The sequence below is a fragment of the Cupriavidus respiraculi genome, from assembly GCF_914271545.1.
GTDB classification, from domain to species: domain Bacteria; phylum Pseudomonadota; class Gammaproteobacteria; order Burkholderiales; family Burkholderiaceae; genus Cupriavidus; species Cupriavidus respiraculi.
The window spans coordinates 299,337-312,003 of sequence record NZ_CAJZAH010000004.1; the positions used below are offsets into that span (position 1 = coordinate 299,337).

Sequence of the window (12,667 nt, forward strand, 5' to 3'; positions counted from 1 at the left end):
GCCCGGCGCCCACGGCTGCCGGCGCAGCGCCTCGGTCACCAGCGCTTCGCCCCTTGGGAAACTCCCACGCTTAGATCGCGCCGCGGCATGGGCGGGAGTGCGGACCGCTGTCCCACGCGAAACGCAGCTAGCTGGCATAATCCGCAGCCGCTGTGCCCCCCGCCAATCAAAAAGAACAGGAAGTGCGATGACCACACTCGATATCAACGGCAAAGGCCACGAGGTCGATCTGCCCGCCGAAACGCCCCTGCTGTGGGCCCTGCGCGATGAACTGGGCTATACCGGCACCAAGTTCGGCTGCGGCATGGCGCTGTGCGGCGCCTGTACGGTGCATGTCGACGGCCAGCCCACGCGCTCCTGCGTCACGCCGATTTCCGCGGTCCAGGGCAAGAAGATCAGCACCATCGAGGCGATGGAAGGCGACCGCGTCGGCCGCGCCGTTCAGGCGGCCTGGGTCGAACTCGGCGTGGCCCAGTGCGGCTACTGCCAGGCGGGCCAGATCATGACGGCCACCGCGCTGCTCAAGGACAATCCCCAGCCGAGCGACCAGCAGATCGAGGCCGCCATGAGCGGCAATATCTGCCGCTGCGGCACCTACAACCGCATCACCGCGGCCATCAAGACCGCCTCGGCGACGCTGCGCGGAGGCAAGGCATGAGCGAATTCGCCAACGCATCCCAAGCCACGCGGGCCGTCGACAAACCCGCGCGCCGGCGCTTCCTCCAGGGCGGCGCGGCGCTGACCCTGGCCGTGCAGGCCAGCGGCCTGGTGTCGCTCGCCCATGCGGACGAGGGCGCCAAGCCGAAGGCGTACGGCGCCGATTCGATGCCGGGCGGCACCGTCGACGATCCGCTGGTGTTCGTGTCGATCGCCGCCGATGGCGCCGTGACCATCGTCGCGCACCGCGCCGAGATGGGAACCGGCGCGCGCACCAGCCTGCCGATGGTGGTCGCCGACGAGATGGAAGCGGACTGGGGCCGCGTGCGCATCGTCCAGGCGGACGGCGACGAGACGCGCTATGGCAACCAGAACGTGGACGGCTCCCGCAGCATCCGCCATTTCCTCGCGCCGATGCGGCGCGTGGGCGCGTCCGCGCGGCACATGCTGGAAGCCACCGCCGCCGCGCGCTGGGGCGTGCCGCGTGCCGAGGTGCAGGCGCGCAACCACGAGGTCATCCACCTGCCGACGGGCCGCCGCTTCGGCTTCGGCGAACTGGCGCAGGACGCGGCAAGACAGCCCGTGCCCGCCGCGGGGCAGCTCACGCTGAAGTCGCCCGACCAGTTCCGCTATATCGGCAAGGGCAAGGTCATGCCGTTCGACAACGGCGACATCGCGCGCGGGCGCGCGACCTATGGCATCGACGTGCGGCTGCCGGACATGGTCTACGCCGTGATGGCGCGCCCGCCGGTGTTCGGCGGCAAGCTGCGCGGCTACGACGCGACCGAAGCGCTGAAGGTACCGGGCGTGCTGCGCGTGATCGAACTCAAGGGCTACGAGGGCCCCCCGCTGTTCAATCCGCTGGGCGGCGTCGCGGTGGTCGCAAGGAACACGTGGGCCGCGATGCAGGGCCGCGCCGCATTGAAGCTGGAATGGGACGACGGCCCCAACGCCGGCTATGACTCGGCGGCCTTCCGCACGGCGCTGGAAGCCGCGGCCCGGCGCCCGGGCAAGCCGCTGCGCAACGAGGGCGACGCGCTGGCGGCGCTTGCCGGCGCCAATCCCTCGCGCAAGCTCGCCGCCGAGTACTACATCCCGCATCTGGCGCACGCCACCATGGAAACGCCGGTGGCCACCGCCCGCTTCGTCGACGGCAAGTGCGAGGTGTGGGCGCCGGTACAGAACCCGCAGGGGGCGCGCGACAGCGTGGCCAAGCATGTGGGCCTCGCCGCGAAGGACGTGACGATGCATGTCACGCTGCTGGGCGGCGGCTTTGGCCGCAAGTCCATGTCGGATTTCGTCTCCGAGGCCGCGCTGGTGTCCAAGGCGCTGGGCGGCAAGCCGGTGAAGATGCAGTGGACGCGCGACGACGACATCCATCACGACTACTTCCACACGGTCTCGGTGGAGCGGATGGAAGCGGCGCTGGACCCGCGCGGCCGCCCGCTGGCGTGGCTGCATCGCTCGGCCGCGCCGACGATCGCCTCCACGTTCGCGGTGGGTGCCCAGGGCAAGGCGGAGTTCGAGGCCGGCATGGGCGCCATCAACGTGCCCTTCGTGATCCCCGGCATCCGGCTGGAATCGGCCGACGTGCCGGCGCACACCCGCATCGGCTGGTTCCGCTCGGTGTCCAATATCCCGCATGCGTTCGCGGTGCAGAGCTTCGTCGCCGAGCTGGCGCACAAGGCGGGACGCGATCCGAAGGACTATCTGCTGGAGCTGATCGGTCCGCCCCGGCGGATCGATCCGGCCACGCTGTCCGACAACTGGAACTACACGGAGTCGCCGACGCTGTACCCGCTGGACACCGGCCGGATGCGCCGCGTGGTGGAGGAAGCGGCCAGGCGCGCCGGCTGGGGCCGCAAGCTGCCGAAGGGGCATGGCCTGGGCATCGCCATTGCCTACAGCTTCATGTCCTATGTCGCCGCCGTCGTCGAGGTCGCGGTCGGCCCGAAGGGCGAGCTGACGATTCCGCGCATCGACATGGCGATCGATTGCGGTCCCCAGGTCAACCCCGAGCGCATCCGCTCGCAGGTCGAAGGCGGCGCGACCATGGGCGTGAGCCTGGCGCTGTCCGGCGAGATCACGTTCAAGGACGGCCGCGTGCAGCAGAGCAACTTTCACGACTTCGAGGTGCTGCGTGCCACGGCCGCGCCCCGTGCCATCCGCACGTGGCTGGTGGGCAACGACTTCGACGTGCCGGCTGGCGGCGTCGGGGAGCCGCCGGTGCCGCCGATCGCGCCCGCGCTGTGCAACGCGATCTTCGCCGCTACTGGCAAGCGCATCCGCTCGCTGCCGATCCGGGATCAGCTGACCCGTACGTAAGCGCCGTGCCTGCGGGAGCGCCATGCCGTGGTCGGTGGCGTTCCCGCGCTCGTCATGGCGTCGCTAGAAGCCGCCGGGACGCCGGGGAAACTGGCCGAAGCTCGGCACCCGCTGCGCGAACACGTAGTGGCTGAACTCCTGGAAAAAGCTCAGGTAGCAGACCACCGCCGATGCCGCTGGGTCCGGATATTCCTCGTCGGGCGGCTGGCCGGTGAAGGCAAACGAAACTTCCCGGTTCGCCATCCGGTGCCGGAACTGCGGTGCCTGCGCCACGCACAGCAGCAGGCGGCCCAGTTCCCATTGCCTCGCCCGCAGCTCGGGAGCGAGGCACCAGTGATAGTCCTCCCGCAGCAGCCGGCCAAAGCCGGGCACAAAGAAATGATTGACCTCGCTGGCCAGATGCTCCGAGACCACCACGCCGCGGCGGAACGGCCCGGGCCACGCGGTCAGCAGCGCGCGTAGTTCGGTACGCACTTTCTCCTGGTCGTTCAGGTAGGCGCGCGCGGTCTGCAGCTGCTGGGCCAGATCGGCAAACCCGGTGGGCGGCGTGGGGTTGAGGCGCCGCTGCGCCAGCCACTCGATGGTCTCCGCCTTCCACTGATGCAGCAGCGCGGCCGGATATTGCTCGGGGAAACGGTCGGCCTTGCGGTGGCAAGTCGGGCACAGCCAGATGCCGTTGGCCGCCGATTCGCGCACGTCGCCGTCCATGTCGATGTCGTGCCGGGGCGCGGACAGCCCGCTGCCGGCGATATGCGCGCCGTCGCCGAAATTGGGGCCGTATCCCGGCACGCCGGGAATGCCCACCAGGATCCGGCAGTGCGGTGCCGAACAAAAGCCGGCGACTTCCGCGGCAAGCTGCTGCCGGACGGCGGGGTCGAAGGGCATAGAATCTCCATCTTTACCGACTCATATCGGCCGGCGCCGCGCAGTCTTGAGCCCCGTAGCGAACCTGCGCCCCTCACGCCTTTCCACCCCTTCGACTTTGCCCGACCTCATGCCAACACAACCTGCCGCCCGCCCGTCCCTGCCCTGGCGCTGGCTGTTCGCGCTGTGCGCGCTCAGCGTGCTGGTGCTGTCGCTGCTGCCGCCGGCAACGCCCCTGCCCTCCACCGGATGGGACAAGAGCAACCATCTGCTCGGCTTCGCCGTGCTCGGCTGGCTGGGGCTGCGCGCCTATCCGCGGCATGTCGCGGCGGTGCTGGTGGGGGTGGTCGCCTACGGAGGCCTGATCGAGGTGCTGCAGTCCTTCACGCCCGACCGCTTCGCCGACTGGATCGACCTCGTGGCCGATGCGCTCGGGGTTGGCATGGGTTATGCCGTCTGGCGGCTGGAAACGCGGTTGTTTGGGCCGCGTGCCGCGCGCCAGCGGAGCCTCGAGGGCTGACGAGGCCACGAAGACAGGCGGGCGTCCGCGGCCCGCGAGCCGGCCCTGGCCGGCTTTTTTCTTGCCGTGCGTGGCCTATAGTCAAAGCCTCTTTAGCGGAGGTGCGACATGGCCACGTGGAAGCCCGATCCCAGTTTTTACCCGTCCCCCAGAATGGCGGCGAAGGCGCCCGCCGAAACCCTGGCCTATGTGGCGATGTTCGATCCCACGCGAAGCCGGCCCGACGGCCTGGCCGTGGTGGACGTCGACCCCGCATCGCCGACCTACGCCAACATCGTCGGCCAGCTCGCCATGCCGCATGCCGGCGACGAGCTGCACCATTTCGGGTGGAACGCCTGCTCCTCATGCCTGTGTCCGAACGCGCCGCATCCGCACATGGAACGGCGCTACCTCGTGGTGCCGGGCCTGCGCTCCTCGCGCATCTATATCGTCGACACCAAGCCGGACCCGCGCAAGCCGCAGATCGTCAAGGTGATCGAGCCCGACACGCTGGCCGAGCGCACTGGCTACACGCGGCCGCACACGGTGCATTGCGGCCCCGGCGGCATCTTCGTGACCGCGCTGGGCAATGCCGAGGGCAAGGGCCCGGGCGGCATCGCGCTGCTGGACCCGCAGAGCTTCGAGCCGCTGGGCCAGTGGGAGGTGGACCGCGGCTCGCAGCATTTCGCCTATGACGGCTGGTGGCATCTTGGCCACGACACGCTCGTCACCAGCGAATGGGGCACGCCCGACATGTTCGAGGAAGGACTGGTCCCCGACATCCTGCTCGGCAGCCGCTACGGCCGCCGCCTGCATTTCTGGGACATGACCCAGCGCAAGCACGTGCAGGAAATCGATTTCGGCGAGGAGCACCAGCTGGTGTTCGAGCTGCGCCCGGCGCACGATCCCACCAAGGCCTATGGCTTCGTCAACTGCGTGATCAGCCTGAAGGACCTGTCGTCATCCATCTGGGTCTGGTATCGCGAGGGCAACCACTGGGCGGTGCGCAAGATCATCGAGATCCCCGCCGAGCCGGCCGATCCCGCCCAGTTGCCCCCGATGCTCCAGAGCTTCAGCGCGGTCCCGCCGCTCGTCACCGACATCGACCTGTCGATGGACGACCGCTTCCTCTACGTATCGTGCTGGGCCACCGGCGACATGCTGCAATACGACGTGTCCGACCCGTTCGCGCCGAAGCTGACGGGCAAGGTGCGCATCGGCGGCATCGTGTCGCGCGCCTCGCACCCGGGCGCGGGCAACGGGGCGCTGAACGGCGGCCCGCAGATGGTCGAGGTCAGCCGCGATGGCCGGCGCGTGTACTTCACCAACTCGCTCTATGGCGCGGTGGACCCGCAGTTCTATCCGGAAGGACTCGACGGCTGGATGGTCAAGCTCGATGCCGGTCCCGACGGCGGCATCGAGTTCGACCCGCGCTTCTTCCTCGCTTGGCCCGAGGGCCATCGCCCGCACCAGATCCGCCTGCAGGGCGGCGACTGCTCCTCGGACTCGTATTGCTACCCGTGATGGCGCGGCGATGTTCGATGCGGCAAATCCCTCGCTCGGCGATCCGGCCACGGCATGGGCGGCATGGTGGCCCTGGCTGACCGTCGCCGCGCTGGGCCTGTTCCACGGACTGAACCCCGCGATGGGCTGGCTGTTCGCCGTCGCGCTGGGCCTGCATCGCGGCCGCCGCGTCGTGCTGCTGTCGCTGCTGCCGATCGCGCTGGGCCATGCACTGGCCGTCGGCCTCGTACTGGCCGGGGCGGTGGCGCTGGGCAACCTGCTGGACCGCGAACTGTTCGCGCGCGCGGGCGGCGCCGTGCTGATCGGCTGGGCGCTGTGGCACCTGCTGCGCGGCCATCGCCGCCGCCCGCGCATCGGCATGCGCACCGGCATGGCGGGGCTCGCGCTGTGGTCCTTCATGATGGCCGGCGCCCATGGTGCAGGCCTGATGCTGGTACCGGTGCTGCTGCCGCTGTGCACCTCGGCGGCGGGCGCGGCGAGCGGCCCCATCCTTCCCGCCGTGCTCGCGCTGGGCCTGCACAGCCTCGCCATGCTGCTCGCCATCGCGGCCATCGCGCTGCTGGTCTACGACCGGATCGGGCTCGCGTTTCTGCGCACGGGATGGGTCAATGTGGATCTGGTGTGGACAGGGGCACTGGTCGTTTGCGGGGTGGTGTTGCTGGTTGGGTGAACCGCGTTGCCCAGCCCTGTCGCGGCAAAAAAAAACCGCCCGGCATACACCGGGCGGCTTTCGGCGTGCAGCTCGACAGCGACGACTTACACCGCCACCGTGTCCGCCACGTCCTTGAAGTCCTCGATCTGGTCGAAGTTCATGTACTTGTAGATCTTGTCGCCATTCGCGTTGATGACGCCAATGTCGGCCATGTACTCGTCCTTGGTCGGGATGCGGCCAAGGCGCGAGCAGATCGCGGCCAGTTCGGCGGAGCCAAGGTACACGTTGGTGTTCTTGCCCAGGCGGTTCGGGAAGTTCCGCGTGCTGGTCGACATCACCGTGGCGCCTTCGCGCACCTGCGCCTGGTTGCCCATGCACAGCGAGCAGCCCGGCATTTCCATGCGCGCGCCAGCCACGCCGAGCACGCCGTAGTGGCCTTCCTCGGTCAGTTGCTTCTGGTCCATCTTGGTCGGCGGGGCCACCCACAGCTTGACCGGGATATCGCGCTTGCCCTCGAGCAGCTTGGATGCCGCGCGGAAGTGGCCGATGTTGGTCATGCAGCTGCCGATGAACACTTCGTCGATCTTGGCGCCAGCGACATCCGACAGCGTCTTCACATCGTCCGGGTCGTTCGGGCAGGCCACGATGGGCTCGTGCACGTCGGCCAGGTCGATCTCGATGACGGCGGCGTATTCCGCATCGGCGTCCGGCTCGAGCAGCTTCGGATCGGCCAGCCAGGCTTCCATGGCCTTGATGCGGCGGGCGATGCTGCGCGCATCCTGGTAGCCCTGGGCGATCATCCACTTGAGCAGCGTGATGTTGCTCTGGATGTACTCGATGATCGGTTCCTTGTTCAGGCGCACCGAGCAGCCCGCGGCCGAACGCTCGGCGGAGGCGTCCGACAGCTCGAAGGCCTGTTCCACCTTCAGGTTCGGCAGGCCCTCGATTTCGAGGATGCGGCCGGAGAAGATGTTCTTCTTGCCTTGCTTGGCGACCGTCAGCAGGCCCTGCTTGATCGCGTACAGCGGGATCGCGTTGACCAGGTCGCGCAGCGTCACGCCCGGTTGCAGTTCGCCCTTGAAGCGGACCAGCACCGATTCCGGCATGTCCAGCGGCATCACCCCGGTGGCGGCGGCAAACGCGACCAGGCCCGAGCCGGCCGGGAAGCTGATGCCGATCGGGAAGCGCGTGTGCGAGTCGCCGCCGGTGCCGACGGTGTCGGGCAGCAGCATGCGGTTCAGCCACGAGTGGATGACGCCGTCGCCCGGGCGCAGCGAGATGCCGCCGCGGGTGCTGATGAACTGCGGCAGCGTGTGGTGCGTCTTCACGTCGACCGGCTTCGGATAGGCGGCGGTGTGGCAGAACGACTGCATCACCAGATCGGCCGAGAAGCCCAGGCATGCCAGGTCCTTCAGCTCGTCGCGGGTCATCGGGCCGGTGGTGTCCTGCGAGCCGACGGAGGTCATCTTCGGTTCGCAGTAGGTGCCCGGACGCACGCCCTTGCCTTCGGGCAGGCCGCAGGCGCGGCCGACCATCTTCTGGGCCAGCGAGAAGCCCTTGCCCGTATCGGCCGGGTCCTTCGGCAGGCGGAACAGCGTCGAGGGCGCCAGGCCCAGCGCCTCGCGCGCCTTGGCGGTCAGGCCGCGGCCGATGATCAGCGGAATGCGGCCGCCGGCGCGCACTTCGTCGAACAGCACGTCGGACTTGACCTCGAACTCGGCGATCACTTCGCCGTTCTTCAGGGCCTTGCCGTCATACGGGCGCAGTTCGACCACATCGCCCATTTCCATCTTCGACACGTCGAGCTCGATCGGCAGCGCGCCGGCGTCTTCCATCGTGTTGTAGAAGATCGGGGCGATCTTGCTGCCCAGGCACACGCCGCCGAAGCGCTTGTTCGGCACGAAGGGGATGTCTTCGCCGGTGAACCACAGCACCGAGTTGGTGGCCGACTTGCGGCTGGAGCCGGTGCCGACCACATCGCCCACGTAGGCGACCAGGTGGCCCTTTTCCTTCAGCGACTCGATGAACTTGATCGGGCCGCGCTTGCCGTCTTCCTCGGGCTGGAACGCCGCGCCTTCGCGCTTGTTCTTCAGCATCGCGAGCGCGTGCATCGGGATGTCGGGGCGGGTGGTCGCGTCCGGAGCCGGCGACAGGTCGTCGGTATTGGTCTCGCCCGGCACCTTGAACACCGTGATCGTCAGGCTCTGCGGCACTTCCGGACGGCTGGTGAACCATTCGGCATCGGCCCAGCTTTGCAGCACGGCGCGCGCGTTGGCGTTGCCCTTGTCGGCCTTTTCCTTGACGTCGTGGAAGGCATCGAACATCAGCAGGGTTTTCTTCAGCGCATCGGCGGCGACCGAGCCGACGTCGGCGTCATCCAGCAGCTCGATCAGCGGCGAGATGTTGTAGCCGCCCAGCATCGTGCCCAGCAGCTCGGTAGCGCGGGCGCGGTCGATCAGCGGGCAGGCTTCCTTGCCCAGCGCCACGGCGGCCAGGTACGAGGCCTTGACCTTCGCGGCGTCGTCCACGCCGGCCGGCACGCGGTGGGTGATCAGGTCCAGCAGCGTCTGCTCTTCGCCCGCCGGGGGATTCTTCAGCAGTTCGATCAGCTCCGCGGTCTGCTTGGGAGAAAGCGGCAGAGGGGGGATGCCAAGCGCGGCGCGTTCGGCGACATGGGCGCGATAGGTTTCTAGCATGAGGACCTGCGGGTGAGTTGTTGCGGTTGCGGGTGACGATCGACGCGCCGCCCGTGTGCCGGGGACGCGGCAAAACTTGTTTTGCCGCGATTTTAAGCGCTGCGGGGACATTGGTCAAACGTCTTATATCTTATATAAGACTTATCGCCCGCAAACCCTTGTTCCACCGTGATCCGCCCGGAAAATCCGCGTGGCTTCGAGCCAACAGCGCCCCACCCTGCCGCCGCCCGCTAGCGGCCTACCGGCCCGTCGGCCAGCGCCGCAGCGCGCGCCGCCAGCGTCCGCTTGGCGATATTGAGCTGGTGGATCTGCGTGGTGCCCTCGTACAGCCGGAACACCCGCACATCCCGATAGAAGCGCTCGGCCACCGTGCGCGCCATATAGCCGCTGCCGCCGAACACCTGCACCGCGCGGTCCGCCACCCGGCCGCACATCTCGGAGGCGAACATCTTGCACATCGAAGCCTCCATGGTCACGTCTTCCCCGGCGTCGCGCTTGCGGGCGGTTTCCAGTACCAGCGCGCGCGCCGCGTGCAGCTCCGTATTGCTGTCGGCGATCATCTGCTGCACGAGCTGGTAGTCGGCGATGGCCCGGCCGCCCTGCTGGCGCTGCGCGGCGTAGCGCACCATCTCGTCGACCAGCCGGATGGCGGGGCCCACGCACAGGCCCGCGAGGTTGATGCGCTGCTTGTTCAGCGCCTTCATCGCCGACCTGAAGCCGCGCCCGGGCTCGCCGCCAAGGATCGCCGAGGCAGGCACGCGGCAGTCCCGCAGATACACGTCGCCCACCGGCGAGCCGTGTTGGCCCATCTTGCGTTCCGGCTCGCCGGTGGACAGCCCCGGCGTGCCCCGCTCGATCAGGAAGGCGCTGATGCCGTGGGCGCCGGCGATATCGGGCTCGCTGCGCGCGAACACCGTGAAGAGGTCGGCGATGGGCGCATTGGTGATGAAGCACTTGGCGCCGTTGAGCACGTAGTGGTCGCCGTCGCGCACCGCCGTGGTCCGCAGCGAGGTGGCGTCCGACCCGGCCTCGGGCTCGGTCAGCGCGAAGCAGCCGGTCAGCTCGCCGCTCGCGAGCCGCGGCAGATAACGCTGCTTCTGGTCGGGCGTGCCGTCGGCGATCAGCGATTCGGAGGCGATGCCGGTATTGCCGCCGAAGCGCGCGCGGAACACGGTGGCCGCCTGCGAAACCTCGATATTGACCAGCGACAGTTCCTCGGAGGTGAGCCCGCCGCCCCCGTATTCGCGCGGAATGCTGTGGCCGAACAGGCCGAGCGCGCGCATGCCGTCGACCACGGGTTCGGGAATCACGTCCTCGCGGTCGATCTGGGCCTCGAGCGGAATGCAGGTCTGGAGCACGAAGCGTCGCAGTTCGGCAAGCAGGTCCTGCATGCGTTGGGGATCGGTAATCATGGCAATGCTCGCGATGGTTGGAAGGTTCGGGAAGACGCGGCGGAACGCTATTGCGGATTGACGCCCGCGGCCTTGAGCACCCTGGCCCATTTGCGCGTCTCGGCGCCCACGTAGCGGTCGAATGCCGCGGCGGATTGGGGCGCGACGTCCATGCCCAGCTCGGTCAGCCGCGCGACGGTCTCCGGCTGAGCAACCGCCCTGGCGGCGGCATCGGAGAGCTTGCGGACGACCGCGTCCGGCGTCTTGGCGGGCACGACCATGCCGAACCATGCCCCGACTTCGTAGCCGGCCAGACCCGCCGCCTCGGCCACCGTTGGCACCTCCGGCATCGTGGCGGACCGTTTGGCCGACGTCACCGCCAGCGCGCGCAGCTTGCCGGACTTCACCTGCTGCTGTGCGATGGCGACCGTCAGCGCCATCATGGACACACGGGCACCGAGCACGTCGCTCAGTGCCTCGGGCTGGCCCTTGTACGGCACATGCGTGATCCTGACGCCGGCCATCTGCGCCAGCAGCTCGGCGGACAGATGGTTGGACGTGCCGATGCCCGCGCTGGCGTAGGTGATGCTGTCCGGCTGCCTGCGGGCCGCCTCGATCAGCTCGCGCAGCGTCTTGTACGGGGACGAGGCCGGCACGACGATGGCGTTCGGGATCATGCCGAAGCCGCCGATGGCGCGGAAGTCGCGCTCGGCGTTCCACGAGATGCTCTGGTTCAGCAGCGGTCCCACCGCATGGCTGGGGCTGACCGCCAGCACGGTATAGCCGTCCGGCGCGGACTTGCCCACGATATCGGTGCCGATGGAGCCGCCCGCACCGGTCTTGTTCTCGACGATGACCGGCTGCTTCAGGCTCGCGGCCATCTTCTCGCCCGTGGTACGGGCCACCAGGTCGACCACGCCGCCGGCCGAGAACGGCACGATCAGCCGGATCGGCCGCTCCGGCCAACCGGCCGCATCCGCCCCCGCGGCCGCCTGTCCCCACGCGGGCGCGGCGCCCGCCAGCGCCGCGGCGCCCAATGCCGTCAGCAAGCGCCGGCGGCCTCCATTCGTGTTTCGCTCCATGCCTGTCTCCGTTTCGTCGATACCGTGCGCCCTCTGCGGGACACTGTTCCAATTGCCGGCGACTGCACGGGAGCGGTATTTGTCTCCTACCTCGTGCAGGCCAGCTCGATCTGTTTCACTGCCTCCAGCATCCGCGGCGCCACCTCGCGCACCAGCAGGCTCCCCCTGTCCCGCGCCGCGGACACGGTGCAATTGATCGCAAACGCGTCCTGATGCAGCCCCTGGCGCAGCGGCGCGGCTATCGCATGGATGTCGCTGCGCCACTCGCCCCGGCTCAGGCAGAAGCCATGCGCCTGAAAATGCCGGCAGTCGTCGAGCCACATCGGCTTTTCCCGCGCGAACCGCTCCGCGTCGTCCACCCGCAGCCGGTTCAGGATCGCGGTGCGCTCCTCCGCCGCGCAGCCCAGCAGCACCGCGCGCCCGATCGACGTCGCCAGCAGCGGGCGCGAGCTGCCGATGTCCGGCTGGTAGACGTTGCCGGGATCGACCCGGCAGGTGTCCACGTACACCGCGGCCAGCCGGTCGCGCATGCCCAGGTTCACCGTGCAGCCGGTCTCGCGGGCGATCGCTTCCATGTAGGGACGGGCGATCTGCCGGATCGACAGTCCCGCCAGCATCGGATAAGCCAGCGACAGCACCCCCGCGCCGAGGCGATAGCGCTGGCTGCCCGGCACGCGGCTGAGAAAGCCCAGCAGGGTCAGCGTGTAGGTCAGCCGCGATACCGTCGCCTTGGGCAGTCCGGTGCGCGCGACGATGTCCTGGTTGCCGAGCACCGGACTGCCGGGCGTGAAGGCGCGCAATACATCCAGGCCGCGGGCGAGGTTGGTGGCGAACTGCCTGTCGCTGGCCAGTTCCTCGGCGCTGGCCAGCCCCGGCGGTGCGTTCGGTTCCATGGCGGGCTTGCTGTCGTTGGGAGTCATGCTCGGTTCCGGCGAGGGGAGAGTCAACGTTGTAGCACGACGGTTTCGCTGTGCGAA

General features: G+C 68.7%; 10 protein-coding genes. 5 read left to right on the top strand and 5 right to left on the bottom strand.

The window, feature by feature from the left end; genetic code table 11:
• Positions 1 to 187 precede the first annotated feature (187 nt).
• Entirely contained in the window at positions 188 to 658 is a 471-nt protein-coding gene (locus tag LDO27_RS19300; protein ID WP_224043485.1) for a (2Fe-2S)-binding protein, read from the top strand.
• Positions 655 to 2,982 carry a xanthine dehydrogenase family protein molybdopterin-binding subunit gene (locus LDO27_RS19305; protein WP_224043487.1) on the top strand — a complete coding sequence of 776 codons (2,328 nt, stop codon included), beginning with the start codon at positions 655 to 657 and terminating at the stop codon, positions 2,980 to 2,982. The genes LDO27_RS19300 and LDO27_RS19305 overlap by 4 nt, the downstream gene beginning before the upstream one ends.
• Before the next feature lie 63 nt (positions 2,983 to 3,045).
• Here the strand turns inward: LDO27_RS19305 and LDO27_RS19310 are convergent, their stop codons facing one another.
• Complete coding sequence (locus tag LDO27_RS19310) at positions 3,046 to 3,867, bottom strand: hypothetical protein (RefSeq protein ID WP_224043489.1); 822 nt, start codon at positions 3,865 to 3,867, stop codon at positions 3,046 to 3,048.
• Between the two features lie 109 nt (positions 3,868 to 3,976).
• Between LDO27_RS19310 and LDO27_RS19315 the strand changes: the two genes are divergently transcribed.
• The 3 genes from LDO27_RS19315 (at position 3,977) to LDO27_RS19325 (ending at position 6,539) form a co-directional block, all read left to right on the top strand.
• The gene (locus LDO27_RS19315) at positions 3,977 to 4,366 is read left to right on the top strand and encodes a VanZ family protein (RefSeq protein ID WP_224043491.1); all 390 of its coding nucleotides are present in this window, start codon (positions 3,977 to 3,979) and stop codon (positions 4,364 to 4,366) included.
• A gap of 108 nt (positions 4,367 to 4,474) precedes the next feature.
• The gene (locus LDO27_RS19320; protein ID WP_224043493.1) at positions 4,475 to 5,869 is read left to right on the top strand and encodes a selenium-binding family protein; all 1,395 of its coding nucleotides are present in this window, start codon (positions 4,475 to 4,477) and stop codon (positions 5,867 to 5,869) included.
• 10 nt (positions 5,870 to 5,879) lie between these two features.
• Positions 5,880 to 6,539 carry a hypothetical protein gene (locus LDO27_RS19325; protein ID WP_224043495.1) on the top strand — a complete coding sequence of 220 codons (660 nt, stop codon included), beginning with the start codon at positions 5,880 to 5,882 and terminating at the stop codon, positions 6,537 to 6,539.
• An 86-nt stretch (positions 6,540 to 6,625) separates the two neighbouring features.
• Here LDO27_RS19325 and LDO27_RS19330 read toward each other — a convergent pair whose 3' ends face one another.
• From LDO27_RS19330 to LDO27_RS19345, 4 genes are all read right to left on the bottom strand, one after another.
• The gene (locus tag LDO27_RS19330; protein ID WP_222207169.1) at positions 6,626 to 9,217 is read right to left on the bottom strand and encodes a bifunctional aconitate hydratase 2/2-methylisocitrate dehydratase; all 2,592 of its coding nucleotides are present in this window, start codon (positions 9,215 to 9,217) and stop codon (positions 6,626 to 6,628) included.
• Positions 9,218 to 9,447: 230 nt separating this feature from the next.
• Entirely contained in the window at positions 9,448 to 10,629 is a 1,182-nt protein-coding gene (locus LDO27_RS19335; protein WP_224043496.1) for an acyl-CoA dehydrogenase family protein, read from the bottom strand.
• A 47-nt stretch (positions 10,630 to 10,676) separates the two neighbouring features.
• Complete coding sequence (locus tag LDO27_RS19340) at positions 10,677 to 11,690, bottom strand: tripartite tricarboxylate transporter substrate binding protein (protein ID WP_224043498.1); 1,014 nt, start codon at positions 11,688 to 11,690, stop codon at positions 10,677 to 10,679.
• 86 nt (positions 11,691 to 11,776) lie between these two features.
• Positions 11,777 to 12,610 (bottom strand): IclR family transcriptional regulator, encoded by an 834-nt coding sequence (locus LDO27_RS19345; protein WP_224043501.1) that lies wholly within the window; start codon positions 12,608 to 12,610, stop codon positions 11,777 to 11,779.
• Positions 12,611 to 12,667: the final 57 nt, after the last annotated feature.